Origin of the sequence: Paenibacillus solisilvae (genome assembly GCF_042656405.1) — a bacterium.
In the GTDB taxonomy this organism is placed as follows: Bacteria; Bacillota; Bacilli; order Paenibacillales; family Paenibacillaceae; genus Paenibacillus_Z; species Paenibacillus_Z solisilvae.
The window spans coordinates 65,061-83,102 of the sequence record NZ_JBHSOW010000072.1; the positions used below are offsets into that span (position 1 = coordinate 65,061).

At 51.6% G+C, this 18,042-nt stretch carries 19 protein-coding genes; 7 read left to right on the forward strand and 12 right to left on the reverse strand.

Annotated elements, in window-relative coordinates; all coding sequences use genetic code 11:
• Positions 1–135: 135 nt before the first annotated feature.
• The gene (locus ACFPYJ_RS20060; RefSeq protein ID WP_379189976.1) at positions 136–1,617 is read right to left on the reverse strand and encodes a copper amine oxidase N-terminal domain-containing protein; all 1,482 of its coding nucleotides are present in this window, start codon (positions 1,615–1,617) and stop codon (positions 136–138) included.
• 17 nt (positions 1,618–1,634) lie between these two features.
• Complete coding sequence (locus ACFPYJ_RS20065; protein WP_379189977.1) at positions 1,635–3,056, reverse strand: MBOAT family O-acyltransferase; 1,422 nt, start codon at positions 3,054–3,056, stop codon at positions 1,635–1,637.
• Between the two features lie 278 nt (positions 3,057–3,334).
• On the opposite strand from ACFPYJ_RS20065, the gene ACFPYJ_RS20070 reads away from it, so the two are divergent.
• Both ACFPYJ_RS20070 and ACFPYJ_RS20075 read left to right on the forward strand, forming a co-directional pair.
• Positions 3,335–3,736 (forward strand): hypothetical protein, encoded by a 402-nt coding sequence (locus tag ACFPYJ_RS20070; protein WP_379189978.1) that lies wholly within the window; start codon positions 3,335–3,337, stop codon positions 3,734–3,736.
• Positions 3,737–4,401: 665 nt separating this feature from the next.
• Entirely contained in the window at positions 4,402–4,590 is a 189-nt protein-coding gene (locus tag ACFPYJ_RS20075; protein ID WP_379189979.1) for a hypothetical protein, read from the forward strand.
• Here ACFPYJ_RS20075 and ACFPYJ_RS20080 read toward each other — a convergent pair.
• Both ACFPYJ_RS20080 and mscL read right to left on the reverse strand, forming a co-directional pair.
• Positions 4,573–5,229: an NUDIX hydrolase gene (locus ACFPYJ_RS20080; protein WP_379190001.1), complete on the reverse strand. Its 657-nt coding sequence runs from the start codon at positions 5,227–5,229 to the stop codon at positions 4,573–4,575. The two genes, ACFPYJ_RS20075 and ACFPYJ_RS20080, sit on opposite strands and share 18 nt — an antisense overlap.
• A gap of 6 nt (positions 5,230–5,235) precedes the next feature.
• Positions 5,236–5,745 (reverse strand): large conductance mechanosensitive channel protein MscL, encoded by a 510-nt coding sequence (gene mscL, locus ACFPYJ_RS20085; protein WP_379190002.1) that lies wholly within the window; start codon positions 5,743–5,745, stop codon positions 5,236–5,238.
• Positions 5,746–5,939: 194 nt separating this feature from the next.
• Here mscL and ACFPYJ_RS20090 point away from each other — a divergent pair, with 194 nt between their 5' ends.
• The 4 genes from ACFPYJ_RS20090 to ACFPYJ_RS20105 are packed head-to-tail and all read left to right on the forward strand — an operon-like array spanning position 5,940 to position 10,090.
• Positions 5,940–7,751 (forward strand): ATP-binding protein, encoded by a 1,812-nt coding sequence (locus ACFPYJ_RS20090; protein ID WP_379189980.1) that lies wholly within the window; start codon positions 5,940–5,942, stop codon positions 7,749–7,751.
• Positions 7,751–7,909: a hypothetical protein gene (locus tag ACFPYJ_RS20095; protein WP_379189981.1), complete on the forward strand. Its 159-nt coding sequence runs from the start codon at positions 7,751–7,753 to the stop codon at positions 7,907–7,909. The genes ACFPYJ_RS20090 and ACFPYJ_RS20095 overlap by 1 nt, the downstream gene beginning before the upstream one ends.
• Before the next feature lie 25 nt (positions 7,910–7,934).
• On the forward strand, positions 7,935–9,056 hold the full coding sequence (locus tag ACFPYJ_RS20100; RefSeq protein ID WP_379189982.1) for a DNA alkylation repair protein: 1,122 nt from the start codon (positions 7,935–7,937) through the stop codon (positions 9,054–9,056).
• Positions 9,053–10,090 carry an FUSC family protein gene (locus ACFPYJ_RS20105; RefSeq protein ID WP_379189983.1) on the forward strand — a complete coding sequence of 346 codons (1,038 nt, stop codon included), beginning with the start codon at positions 9,053–9,055 and terminating at the stop codon, positions 10,088–10,090. Before ACFPYJ_RS20100 ends, ACFPYJ_RS20105 begins: the two co-directional genes overlap by 4 nt.
• Before the next feature lie 97 nt (positions 10,091–10,187).
• Here the strand turns inward: ACFPYJ_RS20105 and ACFPYJ_RS20110 are convergent, their stop codons facing one another.
• The 7 genes from ACFPYJ_RS20110 to ilvA all read right to left on the reverse strand — a co-directional run bounded on the left by ACFPYJ_RS20110 (position 10,188) and on the right by ilvA (position 15,707).
• Positions 10,188–10,475, reverse strand: a complete 288-nt coding sequence (locus ACFPYJ_RS20110) for a transposase (RefSeq protein ID WP_379189984.1) — start codon at positions 10,473–10,475, stop codon at positions 10,188–10,190.
• A 32-nt stretch (positions 10,476–10,507) separates the two neighbouring features.
• A complete protein-coding gene (locus tag ACFPYJ_RS20115; RefSeq protein WP_379189985.1) occupies positions 10,508–10,651 on the reverse strand; it encodes a hypothetical protein in 144 nt (47 codons plus the stop codon).
• Between the two features lie 201 nt (positions 10,652–10,852).
• Positions 10,853–11,203 (reverse strand): hypothetical protein, encoded by a 351-nt coding sequence (locus tag ACFPYJ_RS20120; protein WP_379189986.1) that lies wholly within the window; start codon positions 11,201–11,203, stop codon positions 10,853–10,855.
• Positions 11,204–11,225: 22 nt separating this feature from the next.
• The gene (locus ACFPYJ_RS20125) at positions 11,226–11,834 is read right to left on the reverse strand and encodes a TVP38/TMEM64 family protein (RefSeq protein WP_379189987.1); all 609 of its coding nucleotides are present in this window, start codon (positions 11,832–11,834) and stop codon (positions 11,226–11,228) included.
• Between the two features lie 18 nt (positions 11,835–11,852).
• Positions 11,853–13,043, reverse strand: coding sequence for an MFS transporter (locus ACFPYJ_RS20130; protein WP_379189988.1), 1,191 nt, complete (start codon positions 13,041–13,043; stop codon positions 11,853–11,855).
• A gap of 44 nt (positions 13,044–13,087) precedes the next feature.
• Positions 13,088–14,257 carry an MGDG synthase family glycosyltransferase gene (locus ACFPYJ_RS20135; protein ID WP_379189990.1) on the reverse strand — a complete coding sequence of 390 codons (1,170 nt, stop codon included), beginning with the start codon at positions 14,255–14,257 and terminating at the stop codon, positions 13,088–13,090.
• A 175-nt stretch (positions 14,258–14,432) separates the two neighbouring features.
• The gene (ilvA, locus tag ACFPYJ_RS20140) at positions 14,433–15,707 is read right to left on the reverse strand and encodes a threonine ammonia-lyase IlvA (protein ID WP_379189991.1); all 1,275 of its coding nucleotides are present in this window, start codon (positions 15,705–15,707) and stop codon (positions 14,433–14,435) included.
• Between the two features lie 938 nt (positions 15,708–16,645).
• Here ilvA and ACFPYJ_RS20145 point away from each other — a divergent pair.
• Complete coding sequence (locus ACFPYJ_RS20145) at positions 16,646–17,320, forward strand: YetF domain-containing protein (protein WP_379189992.1); 675 nt, start codon at positions 16,646–16,648, stop codon at positions 17,318–17,320.
• Between the two features lie 78 nt (positions 17,321–17,398).
• Here ACFPYJ_RS20145 and ACFPYJ_RS20150 read toward each other — a convergent pair whose 3' ends face one another.
• Positions 17,399–17,653 (reverse strand): hypothetical protein, encoded by a 255-nt coding sequence (locus ACFPYJ_RS20150; protein WP_379189994.1) that lies wholly within the window; start codon positions 17,651–17,653, stop codon positions 17,399–17,401.
• Positions 17,654–18,042: the final 389 nt, after the last annotated feature.

Consider the following 18,042-nt stretch of genomic DNA (forward strand, 5'->3'; position numbering starts at 1 on the left):
ATCGTCGTCTAGATGACGATCAGGCAGCCCCTTCTTTTAAGTCTGTTGAACGGTCTTTCCCACTGCAGCCTGCAGAGGGAACCGGTGAATAAGAAGCACAGATTAATGCCTGCGGATTGACATCCGGCTGTGTTTCTACTTCAAGGAGATCGTAAAATGAACGCTTTGCCCGTCTTCATGCTTCAAGGCGACATCGTAGCCGAGCATGGCCGCTGCCTGGCTGATCGGCAGCATCGTTTTGCCGGCCGTCAGCTCGGCTGCGAAGGGCATTTCTACCGTCTCTCCGTTGGCCTTGGCTTGCTTCCTGCCAACCGTAATCGTAACGGTATGGCCCGCTCGTTCCATGACCAGTGTCTTGGATGCTTGATCCCAGGTCATCGCCGCACCAAGGGCAGCCGCCGCCTCTTTGGCGGGAACCAGCAGCTCCTTATCGCTTATCAGTGATTTGCTGCTGAAGCTCAGCGGCTTCCCTTGCAAGCTTACTTCCGCATTCTTCAAATTGCCGTCGGTGTCAACAACAACGGAATCTACCTGCTGCTTCAGCTTTTGAACGAAGGATTCAGCGTTCTGTGCGGTCATTCTGTAGTTGGAGTCGTCTTTGCCAATGGCTTCGGCAATCCAGGTATTGACGTTCTGATTGTGATGGGACAAGTCTTTATACAAGTCCAGATTATAGGTCCATTCCGATTCCGCCTGGAAATCATATACGCGCGTGTTCGGCTGCTGATCGAATTGCTGGAACATCCAGGTTTTCATCTCCAGCTGGTTGTCGTAACGCAAAGCGTTCGTATCTTTCCATACCGATTGCCTCAGAATGCTGTAAGGCGGGTAATAAAAGATAAACTCGACCTTCGGATAGCCCCGAACCAAAGAGAGGATATGGTCATCGAAGTTTTGCTTGATGACATCAAGAGGCTCCTCGTTCAATCCGAAATAGGCTTCCTCCACTTTAGCCTTCTTATAAGCGTTGATCACGTATTTCTTGCCGAAAGTAACTTGATGGCTCCAGTTGTATAAGTAGTTGATATTCTGGGGCGCCGTGCCTTTGAGCTCCCTCACAATACCTTTGAAGAACTGCTCGTACACGGAGTAATTAAACCAGTACTTATAATCATTCCACAGCTTGTGGTCATACAGGTAATCCGGAAAAGGGCCGGCCGCCTCTTGGTCGCCGGTCTTGAGCGAGAAATAATCAAGCCCCCAGAGGACCTTTTTGACCTTCCCGGTTTCCAGGGCGAGCTTGGCGATTTTGAAATGCTCATCCGCCGTTGATCCGCGTATGGACAGCTTGAGCGTTTTGCCGCCCAGCGCCTGGTCGACCTCGGTAGGAACGAAATTCTCCGTCATGGAGGTTCCGATTATGATGGTGTCATAGTCGTAATTACGGGCTAAGCCCGGATTCTGGTAGCGCTGCTCGGTAGAGAATACAGGCGAGTACCAAGTGGCTTTATGGTAAAACTGCAGCGGATCCAGAAGAGAAGTCAGCAGCGCAACCAGGATTGCGAGCAGTACAGCAAATGCTGCAAAGGCAGCGAGCATGCGCTTCCCGGCTCTAGCGGTAATCCGGGAGGTATGCCGCTTTCTTAGGGCGCCCGTTACGGATGAAGGTGCTTGCAAAGCGTTCTCCGCCTTTCTTAGAAGTTGAAATACAGGAATTCACTAATACGGTTGAAATACAGCAAGGACACAATGAACAAGACGGCAATGAAGAGCGCGGTTCTCCAGGTGGGGCGGAAGCTCTCCATTCTCTCGGATGAATTAGATGCAAAAACCACAATGGGCAGAAAGATCACAATCAGCAGAATAACCGGCGCAAGCGTCGTAACACCTGAGAATGTGATGCCGGAGAGCCCTGTCATCCCCTTCAGAATACGAATGGATTCTCCCCAATTCTTTGCCCGGAAGAAGACCCAGGTGACATTGATGAACATGAAGGTGATAAACCAAGCGAGCCAGTGCGGCATCTTGATGCCGGTCTTGCCCCAGAACCGGTGGATGACTTGTCCGAAGCCATGGAGGAATCCCCAGAATAAGAAAGTCCAGCCGGCTCCATGCCATAGACCGCCGAGCAGGAACGTGATGACCAGGTTGCGAAGCATCTTGAATTCCCCATGCCGGTTGCCGCCGAGCGGAATATAGATATAATCCCGCAGGAAGCGGCTGAGTGTCATATGCCAGCGCCGCCAGAAGTCTTGGATACTGTGCGCCTTGTAAGGCGAGTTGAAGTTCTGCGGCAGCTTGATATTGAACAGCAGCGCCGCTCCGATGGCCATGTCCGTATAGCCGCTGAAATCATAATATAGCTGGAACGTATACGAGAGGGAGGCCACCCATGAATCAACAAAATGGACTGCGCTTGCAAACCCGTCGTTGGCATACTCCGCGAACGTATCGGCGATAACGACTTTCTTGAACAGACCGATGCAGAAGATATAGATCCCTTTGGAGGCATTGCGCCAATTCCAGATCTTACCACGCAGTCTGTCGAACTGCGGCATCATCTCGCTGTGATGCAGAATCGGTCCTGCAATCAGATGCGGATAGAACGTAACGAAGAGCACATAGCTGACGACATTGTATTCGCGGGCCTTGCTCCTGTAGGCATCCACGAGATAAGCGATCTGCGTGAAGGTGAAAAAACTGATCCCAAGCGGGAGAATAAGACCGAGCAGCGGAAAATCATGTCCGGTAAGCTCGGATACGTTCGTCAGGAAGAAGTCCGCATATTTATAATACGCAAGCAGCAGGAGGTTACCGGTAATCCCAAAGATCAGCAGGGATTTGCGCAGCCTTATGCGCTTTGGAGGCTGATCCTCCGGGCGCTTGCCTGCATCAGGTCCCGCTGTCTGCAGCAACCGGCCGACCAGGTAGTTGAAGGCGATGGAACCCAGCATTAGCGGCAGGTAATTGACATTCCACCAGCTGTAGAAGAATAGGGAGGATAGAGCAAGCCAGCATTTTGCCGCAAAAACGAACCGGAACCGGTTGAGCAGAAAATAGACGACGACCGTAATCGGCCAAAAGGCAAAAATAAAGACATAGGAATTAAACAGCATGAAAAACCGAACACTCCTAACAAATTGAGGTTAACCGTTCATCGCGTTCACGGTTAGTCGACATAATCTTGCATCATTCTATTATATAGTCAATTCTTACAGAGCACAAAAGATCACAAATAAAACTGTTTCCCGTATAGGCATAACACGTGGAAGGCATTACTCTAGCTGGAGTAACAGGGATTTCGAATATGCGATTGACAGTTATCTCTTGTCCATTCCAAGACCCCCTCCTTCTCATAGATTAATGTAAGCTCGCTTGAAAGGAGGAAGATCCGGTGTCAGCTAAAGTAAGTTTTAAAAATGTCAAAGCCGTCCGTACTGGAAGCCGTGCCCGCATTTCCAACAACAGCTGTTGTAAACAAAAGGATCAAGCAGTTGATGCTATGCAAGAAGCAGGTGCAGATCTGAGCGATCTGTTCTGTCAACTCAAAAATGAACGTGTCGCAGCTAAATTGGTTCGTGCTATCCGTTGTAAAAACCGCAAAGGGGTAGACGAACTTATCGGTTCCAACTGTAACGTAGTGGCTTTCTTTAACCAAGGCAATTTCTCTTGTGTACGCATCAGCTGCGTATTCGGAGACTGCTGTAACGTCCGTATTACGTTCGATATTTGCGTATCCGGCGGAAACTGCAGAAACCTTAGCAACGTAAACAGAAGCAACCGTTTTTTTTGCTAATGTGAATTAGGCCTTCCTTCTCGTCCAATTGAAACCGCCGACGCATCTTGCGTTGGCGGTTTTTTGTTGTGTATGAACGATCAAGAGCTGCGCCAAACATAAGCCCGATTTGTTCGAACGGATAACGGGATCACGGCATAAACTGAAGGTGAACGGTTCCAAGTCAGGAGGAAAGGTCATGCCTAATATACCGAATTTTCCGGCGTCACTCCTGGAGGAGCATAAACGCTGGCATCATTCTCATCATCATAATGATTTGTCGAACTTACCAATGGGATATGGACAGGAATTTCTCGATTTCCACCGGCAATATATTCAGAAGGTTTTGCAGTGGTACAGCCAGCAGGGATACAATCAAGGACTAGTCAGCGCATGGCAAGGCGTGCCGGAGGCGATAAGGAATTCCCGCTGCTATGATCAAAATGCGGAATACCGCGTTCGCTTTAATCCGCGATCCTTTGCATCGGCGGATGAACTGGGCATCTTTCTGGAAAGCTCGAATCTGCATGGGTGCATCCATCAGGAAGCAGCCCGGATTTATGGCGAAGAGGCATTAAATGACTTTGACATTGCTCCGCAGAGCACGATGTTCTATAACATTCACGGTCTGATTGATCAGTGGTACCAGCAATGGGAACGGGCAATGGGACATCGCGGCAGCGAAGGTGAAGGCAAGACCTCGCTTGCTGTGCGCGGTCAGAAGGCGCGGGGAAAATCAAGCAAGCATCCGGGCAGTCGGAGGACGGGTGAAACGGCTCCGCCGGGGAGCGAAGCAAGCCTGTCAAGCAGCAGAAAAAAGACCGCAAGCAGCATACTTCCTGCTGCATCACGGTCTCTTATACGATCTTCAATAAAGCGCGGAAAACATCGATATAGTACGAAGCCTGTCTTGGCACAAAGCTTGAAGCCTGCACAAGGCGGGCGGATTCTCTTAGAACACCGTCCGGGCCCGGCTCGACACCCTCAGCGATCAATTGCTCCGTCTTCCCTTCAAACAAAGCAATCATCGCCGCAAGCTCGGCTTCATACACACCGGCCACTTCTTCAGTCTGCAGCCGAAGTGATGCAGGAGGGGCGTCATAAACGAAGCCGAAGACCTCGCTGATTTCCCGGTCGATGAACGGGATTCCGCGCGCGGTGCCGACTGCTTCTTTCCTTGTATGGCCAAGCGGCAGGAGTGTATCGAAGGCGGCCTGAATGCCGAGCTCCTCTTCGAGTTCTCTTGCCGCCTCCTCCATCGTTTCGCCGGCTTGGAGATGTCCGGCGGCGGTAATGTCGAAGCAGCTGGGAAAAGTATCTTTATCCGCGTGCCGCAGCTGGAACATAACCAGCTTGCGGCTGTTGTCGTTTCGGGCCAGCCAGCAGTGAATGGAGCGATGCCAATAGCCTTTGGCATGCACTTCACTGCGGCTTGCGGTGCCGATAGGCTGCCTGGCTTCGTCATAGATGTCGAAGAATTCTTCCCTTACGGGTGAATCGGAATGATCGCCCATCACGATTTAAGCGAAGCCTCCCTCGAGCTCATCGGATTCATCCTTCAAGTGCGAGGTGCAGTGGCCGCAGCGCGTTGCCTTCACCGGAATCTTGGACAAGCAGAATGGGCATTCCTTCTCGGTCGGTGCCGGCGGCTCGACCTCGGGTTCCTTGAGCTGGAAGCGGCGGAGAGCATTCGCACCCTTGACGATTAAGAAGACGCAGAAAGCGACGATTGTAAAATCCAGGACGACATTAATGAAATTCCCGTAAGCGATAACGGCTTGCCCATACTTCCTGGCCGTTTCAAGCGTATGTGCCGCCGTTGCTCCTTCCGGTACTTTATCCGTATCAAAACTATAATACATATCTGCCAAGGGCAAGCCGCCAAGCAGTTTTCCTATTGGAGGCATGATAATATCATTAACCATTGAAGTTACGATTTTTCCGAATGCGCCCCCGATAATGACTCCGACCGCGAGATCGAGCACATTGCCGCGAACCGCGAATTCTTTGAATTCCTTTAAAATTTTCACCAAGTTCTATCCTCTCCTTGCGATTTCAATGAATCTATTATACATGATCCGCGCACGCCGTAGACTATAGATCGGGCAGGGCTGCTAGATTTGCTGTTCAACCGGAAGTTTCATGTCAAAGAAAAAAGGATTTTTTGGAAAAATGTCGAATTTGTAGAAATCATACATAGAAAATTTTGTAATCGGGGTTAGGTATGAGCGAACTTATCGTTTCTGACAAATGGATGTTTCTGCTTCTGGCGCTGGCTATTAATTTATTCGCTTCGTTTACCATGTACAACATGATCGGTCATTTGATGCTTGTCCGGGTATTGCGGCATTATTGGCTGCTCAGCGGAGCAGTGGTTTACGGACTTGGGCTTTGGGTCAGCCATTTCATCATGCTGCTGACGACGGATTCCATGATTACGATTGACTGGACCTCGATTTTGAAGCTGCTGTTCATCATGGCTTGTGCATATTCCGCTTTTCAGGTGCTGGGTTCAAGCATGTCTTTCATGCCGAGATTGCTGGGCAGCGGCTTGTTAATGTCGCTGGGAATGAACATGTTGATTTACTCGAGTCTGTTGAGCGGCCAAATTCAGCGTGTCGATATTCACATGGGACTGGCTGCGGTTGCTTTTGTAATCGGGTTTATGGGGGCGCTTTGCTCCTTCTACCTCTACGTGCACAAACAGGGGGTTTATCTGCTGCTTCCTGGAGTGATGATTGGTCTGGCTAATTTCGTCATGCAGGTGGTGGGGATTGAAGCGTTCACGGCTGTATATACGGCTGTTCTGACTACGGATCGACTGAATGAATACATGAGATTGCTTGCCGTCGTCCTCGGTATGGCTACGCTGGTCATTTTTGCCATCAGCCTGCTTGCGCGATTCGTCGACCGCCGATATAACGCCATGAATGAACGATATAAGCTGCTGGTTGAGCATTCCATTGATATGATCGCGGTCATACGCAACGAGCAGTGGGAATATGTTAACACTTCGGGGCTTCAGATGTTTGAGGCGCAGAGCGAGAAGGACTTGCTCGGCAAAAGCATCTACATCAACCTCCAACCCAAGTTCCATAACGTCATGAAGCGGATGCTTCAAGTTACGGGTCAAGGAGGGCGTCAGGGACCCATAGAACTAGACTGGTATACCGTAGAAGGCAGGCAGCTTTATACGGAAGTGGTGGAGACCTGCACGAATCAATCGGGTAAACCGGTCTATCAATTCATTATTCGGGATATTTCGGAGCGCAAGAAGAATGAAGAGCTGCTCATTAATTCCGAGAAGCTGTATGTAGCCGGTCAGCTGGCTGCAGGAATCGCTCATGAGATTCGCAACCCGTTGACCTCCTTAAAAGGCTTCCTGCAGCTGATTGCTTCCGGACGCAACAGCAGCAAAAATTATTATGACATTATGAAATCCGAGCTGATCCGAATTGAGTCGATTGTAAGCGAGCTGCTGATGCTCTCGAAACCTCAGATCTATGAGCTTGTCCATAAGGATATCCGGCAAATTGTGAATGATACGGTCATACTGCTTGAAGCACAGGCAATACTGAACAATATTGAGATTGATTCGATTATTAGTGAGGAGCCGCTATGGGTATTTGGTGTGGAGAATCAGCTCAAGCAGCTATTCATTAATGTGCTTAAGAATGCGATCGATGCGATGCAGGGCGGCGGCCGAATCAATGTGAGGTGCATACGGGAAGGCGACCTCGCTGTCGTGCGAATCGAGGATTACGGACCCGGCATTCCGGAGGAGCAGCTCTCTAAGATCGGCCAGCCCTTCTATACGACCAAGGAAAAAGGAACGGGACTTGGGCTTATGGTCAGCTACAAAATCGTGGATAACCACCAGGGCAGAATAAAGGTGCACAGCTCTATAGGCGTCAGCACCACGTTTGAAATCTGCCTGCCTTACTCAAGGCCTTTTGAACGGCTGGAAGCGGCCCAGAGCAGGAACGGGAAGGTCACGCCCATTCATCGCCCTCTTCAGGAGAGCGAAAGCCGTTAATGAACGGACGGAAGAAGAGCCGGTTACTGCAGCAGAAACATGCGGTAACCGGCTTTTTCTGCGTACAGCTTGCCGCCGATTATAAAAGTCTGAGAGTACAAGCCTGCAGCCTTGGCAGACAGGTCATGCTTTTGCTGAGCTTGCAGAATCAGCTATAATAACGGGAGGAGGCGATAAAGAGAGATGGCCGAACCATTGAAGGCAATGTATAATCAATCATTTATCACAGCATTTGGAGCGCTCGTTCAATCGGGATGGGCTGAATTTGACGCCGGACGTTTTGTAGGACTCACCTTGGATAAGGGCTGGGAACAATTAGAGCTTAAGGGCAGAATGCGGAGAATCACGGAATCGCTCGGCAGCACGCTGCCCGCTGACTATAAAGAAGCGCTCGGTGTCTTGTATGCGATCGACGAACGCTGCGTGGGATTCCCCTATTTGTTCTTCCCGGACTTTGTTGAAGTCTACGGGCTGGGTGAGTGGGAGCTGTCCATGCATGCCTTGGAGCGGTTCACAGCGCGATCCTCTGCGGAGTTCGCCATTCGGCCGTTTATACTCGCGCAGACTGACCGGACCATGGCCCGGATGCTCGAATGGGCGGCCAGCGATAACGAGCATGTCCGCCGCCTTGCGACTGAAGGCTGCCGGCCAAGACTGCCTTGGGCGCCTGCGCTGCCGATGTTTAAACGCGATCCTTCGGCTATACTGCCGATACTGGAGCAGCTCAAATGTGATCCTTCGCTCTATGTGCGCAAGAGCGTCGCCAATAATATGAACGATATCGCCAAAGATCACCCGGACATCGTGCGGGATTTAGCTGCCCGGTGGACGGGCCGGCATGAATGGACGGATTGGATTATCCGTCGCGGCTGCAGATCGCTTCTAAAGGCCGCTGATCCGTCGGTCATGGCTTTCTTCGGCTATGAAGGAGACGCCGCTGCGGATTCTGTAGAGGGGGCAGCCCTTGTAGCGCGCGAGGCTGAGGTCTCAATCGGTGAGAAATCGGAGCTGAACTATTGGATTTCCCTGCGCTCGGAAGAACCGCTGCGGCTGCGTGTGGAGCTTGGCGTTGACTATGTAAAGGCAAGCGGCAAAGCTTCGCAGAAGCGGTTTTTGCTGATCGATCGAACCGTGGCCGCAAGTCAGAGGATCGAAGGCTTGAAGCAGCTGGATTGGAAGGATTTGACGACCCGCAAGCATTATCCGGGCGTTCATCAGCTTCATCTATTGGTTAATGGACAAGCTGTCGCGGACACGGCTGTCACGCTGCATGCCGAAGCTCAGGGGCAGGTGAGACGTACATGACGATTGGCGCCCGCGTATTGAAAACCGGGATGGCCGTTGCGCTTGCCGTCTATCTCAGTACGCTGCTTGGCTTCCCATCGCCGATTATCGCAGCGGTCGCTGCCATATTTACGATACAGCCCTCGATATCCCGTTCCTGGCAGCAGATTACCGACCAGCTGCAAACAAACTTTCTCGGAGCAGCTGTAGCGATTACGGCGGTCAAGCTGTTCGGGCAGACGGCGATTGCTGTTGGCCTGGTTTGTATCATTGTGATCTTAATTAGTATTCGTCTTCGCATGGAAAACACGATCGGACTTACTTTGGTGACGGTCGTTGCGGTGATGGAGGCCAATCAGGAGGGCTGGCTGTTTGCTTTGCAGCGTTTCTCCATGGTTTTGACAGGTATGGGAGCGGCTTTTGCCGTTAATGTGCTGCTGTTCCCGCCGCGTCCGCGCAAGCAGTTTATTGAACAGGTGCACCAGGCCTACAGCCAGCTTTCCCTGCTGCTGCGGATGGCGATCTCGAATGAAATGAAGGAAGACATCCACCGCAAGGAAACGGAGAAGCTGCATCATACGCTTCTCAAGCTCCAGGAGCGCTATGCGGTATTTGAAGAGGAGCGTGCGCTTCTCCCAAGCCGCAGGCAAGCCCGCGCGAGGCAGCTGCTGCTGTCCAAGCAGCTCATCAAGGTGCTCAGCCAAGGGGTTGATTTGCTTGATGTGGTGGAGGAGCATTATTTCTCGGCTCCACGGGCTGGGGAATGGGCGCAGCGGTTCGACAGCCAAATCGAGGAGCTTACGAAGTACCACGAGCAGCTGTTGTTAAAGCTTGAGGGAAAAATGAAAGCCCATGTATCCATTGAGCCGGAAGAAGAACGCGAGGCCAGACTGATCAAACAGCTGACAGACTATCTGATTGAGGATCCCGACGAGCACAAACGGCTCGTATTCGTGGCTTCGGCTATCTTCGAGTATGGTTACCATCTGCGCAGGCTTGACCGGATTTCAGATCAAGTGCTGCAGCGCGAGGAAGCAGAGACGGAAGAGGCCTAAATGGGAAACGCCCTTGTACGGCAGCGAATTGACGCTGGATGGACAAGGGCGTTTTAAGTAAGTGTGTAATCAGGTGATTATTGGCTCGAAGAGCCGGTTAGTTGTCGCCCATTTTCGGATGACGGCGGGGATGCTGAAGGTGAGCTTCCTTCTGCGTGATCTTCTTCTTTGGAACGATGCGGGGATCGGTCCTGCCCTCGTGATGATTATCGAAGTCAAGCTCCACCAGCTCCCATTCCGCTGTGCCCATTTGCTGGTCAGCCGGAAAGATGTCTCCGCGCTCCAGCTTCTCCTCGCGTCCCCATTCGTTCTTGTAGACACCGTCGACCTCGACCGGTTCGCCGGAGAGCGGGTCCATCTGGAAATGCTCCTTCTCTTCGCTCATAGCTGTCTCCTCCTATTTAAGTAGAGCATGTCCTATAGACCGTGCTTCGGGTAAGCGCGGTGATCGGCTTCGGACTGCGCCTCACTGGCTTGCTGCTTGCCTACGCCTGTTCGGTCGGCCTTCGACTGCTGCTGACTTGCTTTGCGCTGTACGTTGGAAGGTTGTTCGCCTGACATTCAAGTTCCTCCTGATGGTCAATTTAAAGAAGAGAAAATCCTTCTACAGTTTGCCACGTGAGGAAGAAAACTATGCTGGGGGAATTGCGGTTTGCGGTTATCCCGTACACGCTTTTAGAAACAACGAAGAGCATGAAGGATCCGCTCACGCGGACGCTCCATGCTCTTTTAAACTGATTTAAGCTGTTACCCGGCCGAAGATTACAGCAGCCGAAGTCCACAGGAAGGGCATTCCTCATGCTCTTGCGTTATGGTTTCCTGGCATGCTGGACACGGCTCGCTGAAAGGCTCGGCAGATACCGCGTGAACAGATTTCTCTTTGGCGGCGCCGGCCTCTTTATTGCCGGAGCTTTCAGGGCGCAGATGTGCGGGCGTACCAAAGAGCGCCTCGACGAATTCCCTAAGCTGCTTATACTTACCATCATCATCGGAGGTAGTCATCAGCCGGATCATAACGACCATTACACCGATAAGAGCAGCGGCAATCATGAGGACGATTGACGTTGCCGCAGCATTCATCATACTTAGAAGCGGAAACATTCCACCACGCAAACGGACTGCACGCCCTCTCGAATTATTTGACTTTATGGTAGGCTTCCAGCTTCTTGCCGCCGAACCACATGGCGACGATGATTCCGCCGGTCAGCATCAGCCTCCAAGGCTCTCTGATGAGATCCGAAATATTAAAGCTAAGCAGGGATATGCTGAAGATCATAACGGCTTTGCCCAGCAGCACCGCAAGCGCGAACGAACGGAAAGAGACGTTGCTTAAACCGGATAAGACATTTATAAGAGCGGATGGAGAGAAAGGAAAGCAGGCGAACAGGAAGATCGGGCTGAAGCCTTTATGCTCAATCCAATTGAAGACGCCGGATGCCTTGGGAAAGCGGCGCCGCAGCCACTTGCCCAATCGCCCGCCGAGCTTTCGCGCAACCCAAAAGACGAGCATGGAACCCGCGCATACGCCCAACCAGGAATAGAGGGAACCCAGCCAAAGTCCATAGATGTTGGCGTTGGCCGCCACAAAGACAAGCAGCGGCAGAATAGGCAGAAAGGATTCTGCCAATGGCAGAACAATGCCAGGAAGAGGGCCATAGGCCGAATAGCTCTCAAGCGTGCGCTGTAGATGCTCCAGATCGAGCCCTTTGAGCTCTTGAACCCAATCCTTGATGTGACTCATCATTGCTTATTATCCTCCTGATTATTTCGCGGCATGCCCGCTATCCGTGAAAGCACGGAACGGAAACCATATGTAGAATAATCCAATAAACGCATACATGACCGCGGCATACCAGACGACAGCGCTCTGTCCGTGCCATGCTGCAAGAGATCCGCCAATGACAGGACCGATCATCCCTCCGACACCTTCGACGGTGGAGAAGATACCCCACCCCAGTCCCTGCTGCATAGGGGGAACATAATTGGCGAGCAGGGCGTTCCAGGCGGGCAGCAGCGCAGCATAGGAAAGGCCTAGTGCGCCTGTCAGCAGCATGCACTGCCAGAGCGGCGGTTCAAGCCCAAGCAAGTATAATTCCCCGCCGATACAGCAGAAGCCGAGCACGAGAAACCATTTCTTCCCCCCGAGCTTGTCAGATAATCGGCCGAGTGGAATAAGCCCAAGCACCGTAAGTGCACCGCCGGCCAGCAGCAGCAGCGAATACTGCTTGCCGTTCAGACCGAGCCTGTCCTCGGCGAAGCTCGGCAGAATCGGAACGAGCATACCTGCCCCCATCGTCTGCAGCACCATGCCGGGGAGCAGCAGCTTCATATGCCGGAGTCTCTCCACCAAAATGGTGAATTGCTCGCGAATGGGCAGGGAGACGGCGGCTGAAGTCCGTGTATTGCTGATGAATAAAGCAAGCACCCAGCTGATCAAGGATAATCCAAGCAGCAGATAATACGTAATAGACGTACTGTAATCGAGCAGAATATTACTGATTATCGGTCCTGAGCCGATGCCCACGAACCAAATCGTATAGAGAAATCCCATCTGCGTGGCCCGGTGCGCCTCCGATACCTTGGTCAGACAGACGATCCAAATCGGTGAGATGCCTACGCCATAAAGGGCTGCAGCGACGATAAAGATCCATGGCATGTAGGCGAAAGGGAAGAGCGCGATACCGATCAAAGAGATCAGCAGTCCGGCTTGGACAACAAAACGAATAGAGAAACGGTCAAGCAGGTAGCCGATCGCCATCTTGAGAAGCGTATCCGTCAGATAGTGTGCGGTAATGGCAACCCCAATGATATTGAGTGACAGATCAAGGGTTTTTTCTCCAAAAATAGGGAGGAAGCTGATTAAAGCAGCTCCACGGACAAATTCCACAAGAAATAAAATCACCGAAAATAACGTCATTTCCGGTCCGAACCAGCGGTTTCGAATTGGACTCACTCCTGTTCTTCCACAAGCTGTTCTGGCTGGTCTGATGCATTCCGCTATCGATTGGCGGTTGCAGACACTCCTTCCATTATATGCAAGCGGGAACAAAAGTCCAAGGCGACCACATCCGCGGCGTTCTTGCGCTGCAGCTTCATTATTGCTGTTTTACTACTTCTAATACGATTGGAATCATGGATGAGTTCAATTATTTTGTGGGATAGCTGCTCCGGGGTGTAGGCGATGGCGGCTGCGCCTTTATTTTCCAGATATAGAGCGTTGTTGCGTTCCTGCCCGGGAACGGGGCGGTATGCAATGATCGGTAACCCGCTTGCCAGCGCCTCCGCGAGTGTGACGCCGCCTGGTTTGGTAATAATACAGGAAGCCAGCGCCATAAGCTCATGCATTGGCTCGACATATCCCAAGACATGGAGCTGCCTTGCTGCGATAAAGCCGCTGAACATTTGGGTCAGCAAGCAGGAGAGGGCTTCGTTTCTTCCGCAAACAACGACGACGGTAAAACTTTGCTGCTGCAGCAGCTTGGACAAGAGCTCTGTCATGTCTGGAAGCGTGCCCTGAGCTCCGGCCATCAGGAGAACGACCGGCCGTCCGGCCGGCAGACCGTAACGCGAACGCAGTGCCGGGTCAATAGTAAGGGAGCGGAAACCGCGCTTGATCGGAATGCCGCTTATGCAAATACGCCGCTCGGGAATACCGAGCAGAATCAGCTCGCGCTGCATATCCTCGGTCGGTACGTAATAGCGGTCAATTTCCGGATGCACCCAGCGCTGATGCAGATCGAAATCCGTGATAACGGTACCTGTAGGAATTTGCAGTCCGATCTGCTGCTTGAGCGCAGGCATGGCGAGTATAGGAAACGTATGAATAACCGCATCAGGCAGCTCGGCCTGCAGCAGTCTGCGCAGACTGTCTTTTCCAAAGGAGTGGAGCCAGCTGGCAAAGAGGGAATCGTGCTTCATCGGTTTCGTCCGGTCGTAGACCCAGCCGTACAAGCCTGGCAGGAGGGAATAGCTTTTCATATAGACGCGCTTGGTCATTTCGTTAATAAAAGGATGGGCTTCGGCGAGTAAATCAATGAGGAGCGTACGGTCAACCCCGCGGTCGGCAAGCGCATCACGAATCGCACGCGCTGCCTGCAGGTGGCCGTCACCGTAAGAGGCATACAGGATCAAAAGTTTGGGACTGCGGTTCTTGTAAGAATGAATCATCTACAGACACCTCCAGAGCGCCAGTATACCGCACAACTGTAAAGAGAGAATAAGCGGGTTATAAATTCATTGTAAGGCAGGTAAAGTTATGTAAAAAGTGATGAGGCATGCTGCATAGCTTCTTCTGAAACGATTAGATAGCTGTGCAGCAATAACCGTCATTTCTTAAAGGGTATTAGATAAGCAGGTTGAACAGAACAGGGTCTTTGTTCAGCTCTAAGAACTGCAGCCCTTTTGTGTGCATGCGTTCAATCAGAGGTTCATAGTCCTGCCGATGCTTCAGCTCAATGCCTACCAGAGCAGGCCCATTGTCCTTATTATGCTTCTTCGTATATTCAAAACGCGTAATGTCATCATCCGGTCCAAGTACCTCGTCGAGAAACTCGCGTAGAGCGCCTGCACGCTGCGGGAAATTAACCATGAAATAATGCTTCAGTCCTTCAAAAATAAGCGAACGTTCCTTAATCTCCTGCATCCGGTCCACATCATTATTACCGCCGCTTACAACGCAGACTACCGTCTTGCCGGCAATCTGATCCCGGTAGCAATCAAGCGCTGCGATGGGAAGAGCGCCGGCAGGCTCGGCCACGATTGCATTCTCGTTATAGAGGTCAAGCATCACCGTGCAGGCTTTGCCTTCTGGAACGAGAACGACGTCATCGAGCATTTCACGGCACATGCGGAAGCTTAAATCCCCAACCCGCTTGACTGCTGCGCCATCAACGAACTTATCGATGGTGTCCAGTGTCAGCACTTCTCCGGCATCCAATGATAACCGCATGGATGGCGCGCCCTCAGGCTCAACGCCGATCAGCTTCGTCCTCGGCGAGACGGCTTTCACGTAAGCGCCGACGCCCGCTGCAAGGCCTCCGCCCCCGATCGTCACAAAAATATAGTCCGGTGCATGCTCCACAGCTTCCATGATCTCTTTGCCGATCGTTCCATTGCCTGCAATGATTTTCGGATCGTCAAACGGATGGATGAAGGCCAGATCATCCTTGCGGCTGGCAGCGATCGCTTCGCTGAAGGCATCATCAAACGTGTCGCCGGTCAATATGATCTCGACATCCGGTCCTCCGAAAAAGGCGACTTGGTTGACCTTTTGGCGCGGTGTTGTGCTTGGCATGTAGATCTTGCCGGGAATGCCTAAGGTTTGGCAGGAATAGGCGACCCCTTGAGCATGGTTGCCTGCGCTCGCGCATACAACGCCCCGGGCCAGCCGCTCCGGCGAAAGAGACTTAATGAGATGATAAGCGCCGCGCAGCTTGAAGGAGCGCACCACCTGAAGATCCTCTCGTTTGAGCAGCACGGTACAGCCGTAGCGGTTGGATAATACACGGTTATGCTGAAGCGGCGTTCTAGGGGCCACTTCCTTCACGTGCATCTGGGCCTGGGCAATCTCCGTTAAACCCACCATTTGCGCAGTATAGTCATTCCATACATTTCCCATTATCATCTACCTCTCCTTCTTCTTCACCCAATTGCGGTTGATTGCAAACAAAAAAATCCCGTCCCCCCAAGGGACGAGATTGAACTCGCGTTACCACCCTACTTCCGCTCTGCACTCCATCTAGAGGCAGCCCGGCGCTTTGTCACGTACCAGCATACGCGCTCCATGTAACGGTGGATACCGTCCGTGCTTACCTGTTCCTTTGAACGATCGCCGCCATGCAGAGTCTCTCGTGCAAGCGGAATTTTCAAAGCTGTTCGGCACGGCTTCTCAGGGAGGATGCATGATTCGGTGGCAAACGTCGACTTACAGCGGAATGTCGACTCTCTGGAGGATGCCGGGTCAAATCTGCGTGTTCCCATCAATGAGTTTCAATTTATCGGAATATTCTTGTTATACTCCCGAAGCTATCAAATGTCAATCGCAAAAATACCGGCGGCAGGATTTAACATTTTTTGATTCCTGCTTGGCTATTCAACTCTAATCGGGCTTGATATAGTAGAAACTGGAATGACTGCCGCTGTATACCTATCAGGTTTATGAGAAAGAGCACCGGATTTCGCAGCAATACCGGGGCGGCTATGTTCGGCAGAATGTGCTTCACAGGTATGTGTTCAACCTTGAAGGGAAGCTGGTGAAGGATGCGTTCATTACCGGGAAATGATGCCCTGATGATGTATTCGCCGCTGCTTACGCAAATGGTTAACGGTGCTGAATAGAAACAGGGTTAATGAAATTGACATTTTAAACAGTAAACAAGAGGGGAGCAAAATGTCAGTTATGAGCAGGTTAAATGAAAGTCTAGGGCGCTGTGATCAACGGTTTAGAGAGAATAGATGGCTTACTGAATAATAATTGTTCCCGGGAATGTTAAGCTTCATACGAGAGTGGTCAGGGTAAAAAACAAATAGATTATTGTAGGATAGCGGGTGCGGGACATGGATTATACGATGATTACAGTGAAGCTTGTAACGGCTTTTTTCGGTCTGTGGCTGATGACCAAGCTGCTGGGGAAGAAGGAGATCTCCCAGCTGACACCGTTTGACTTTATTTCCTCCTTGATGCTCAGCGAGCTGGTGGGCAACACGATTTATGACCGGGAGGTTCATTTCATGATGCTCATCTATGCGCTCGTGCTGTGGATGGTGCTTTCCCTGGCACTTGAGAAAATCGTGCAGCTGCTGCCATGGCTGTCGGTGCCGCTTAGCGGGAGGCCGGATATTATTATCCGCAATGGTGTCATTGATGTGCGCGCGATGAAGCGCAATAAACTGGATATGCATCAGGTCGGCATGCTGCTGCGGGAGCAAAGCGTCTTTAGCGTGAAGGATGTCGCTTATGCGATCTTCGAAACGAACGGCAACCTCAGCGTGATGAAAATGTCCAGCGCCGACAGCCCGAACCGGGAGGAGCTGAAGCTGCCGGTGAAGCCGCTCGGTCTGCCTCGGATCCTGATGGACCAAGGCTATATACAAAGGGATGAGCTCCGGGAAATCGGTCATGATGAAGAATGGTTGCTGGCCCTGCTCAAAGAGCAGGGGATCATGCGGTTTAAGGATGTGCTGTATGCGGAGTGGTCGGAGACAGACGGGCTGTATGTGCAGCGGAAATGAGAAGGGAATTTCCTTTAGGGGATGGTAATTAAGCTAGTTAATAGAATGCCGCATAAATAGGTAAGGGTGCGGCAGCTCCTATCTGAACCAATCACAGCTCAGATTGCCAAACCAGCATGAGCACGCTGTACACCGCTGCAGCCAATCAGCAAGATAAGATGCGAGCAGCAGCAGCTGCGCGACAACGCGAATAGGATGCGAGCAGCAGCAGCTTCGCGACAACGCGAATAGGATGCGAGCAGCAGCAGCTGCGCGACAACGTGAATAGGATGCGAGCAGCAGCAGCTGCGCGACAACGCGATAGGATGCGAGCTGCAGCGCCACCTCGACCATGAGCCAACTCCGGCTTCCTATGCAGAAAGGTCACTTCAACTAACTAACTAACCATTTTGCGGCTCGTTCATGGAAGCCGCTGCCTATACTGTATTTCATACAGTTATATCGCCCGTATTGCCCCGGAAAGGCCGTTATACTGTATTTCATACAGTTAAATAAGCCCAAAACCGCTCAAATGAGCTCAATCCGGCGAATTTAACTGGAAAAAACCAGTATAGCTTCGAACATGAGCAAACCCTGGCTCCCATGCAGAAAAGTCACTTCAACTAACTAATCATTCCACGGCTCGTTCATGGAAGCCGCTGCCTATACTGTATTTCTGGAGCTAGAATAAAAAGTGGACACCTGTTAAGTGTAGATAGATAATTACGTTAACGAGGAGAGGT

Excerpts from the sequence above, each read along its gene's own strand:
- ACFPYJ_RS20065 (WP_379189977.1), bottom strand. The coding sequence starts at position 3,056 with ATGCTGTTTAATTCCTATGTCTTTATTTTTGCCTTTTGGCCGATTACG.
- ACFPYJ_RS20080 (WP_379190001.1), bottom strand. The coding sequence starts at position 5,229 with ATGGGCGATCATTCCGATTCACCCGTAAGGGAAGAATTCTTCGACATC.
- ACFPYJ_RS20090 (WP_379189980.1), top strand. The coding sequence starts at position 5,940 with ATGAGCGAACTTATCGTTTCTGACAAATGGATGTTTCTGCTTCTGGCG.
- ACFPYJ_RS20095 (WP_379189981.1), top strand. The coding sequence starts at position 7,751 with ATGAACGGACGGAAGAAGAGCCGGTTACTGCAGCAGAAACATGCGGTA.
- ACFPYJ_RS20100 (WP_379189982.1), top strand. The coding sequence starts at position 7,935 with ATGGCCGAACCATTGAAGGCAATGTATAATCAATCATTTATCACAGCA.
- ACFPYJ_RS20105 (WP_379189983.1), top strand. The coding sequence starts at position 9,053 with ATGACGATTGGCGCCCGCGTATTGAAAACCGGGATGGCCGTTGCGCTT.
- ACFPYJ_RS20110 (WP_379189984.1), bottom strand. The coding sequence starts at position 10,475 with ATGAGCGAAGAGAAGGAGCATTTCCAGATGGACCCGCTCTCCGGCGAA.
- ACFPYJ_RS20115 (WP_379189985.1), bottom strand. The coding sequence starts at position 10,651 with ATGTCAGGCGAACAACCTTCCAACGTACAGCGCAAAGCAAGTCAGCAG.
- ACFPYJ_RS20125 (WP_379189987.1), bottom strand. The coding sequence starts at position 11,834 with ATGATGAGTCACATCAAGGATTGGGTTCAAGAGCTCAAAGGGCTCGAT.
- ACFPYJ_RS20135 (WP_379189990.1), bottom strand. The coding sequence starts at position 14,257 with ATGATTCATTCTTACAAGAACCGCAGTCCCAAACTTTTGATCCTGTAT.
- ilvA (WP_379189991.1), bottom strand. The coding sequence starts at position 15,707 with ATGGGAAATGTATGGAATGACTATACTGCGCAAATGGTGGGTTTAACG.
- ACFPYJ_RS20145 (WP_379189992.1), top strand. The coding sequence starts at position 16,646 with ATGGATTATACGATGATTACAGTGAAGCTTGTAACGGCTTTTTTCGGT.
- ACFPYJ_RS20150 (WP_379189994.1), bottom strand. The coding sequence starts at position 17,653 with ATGGTCGAGGTGGCGCTGCAGCTCGCATCCTATCGCGTTGTCGCGCAG.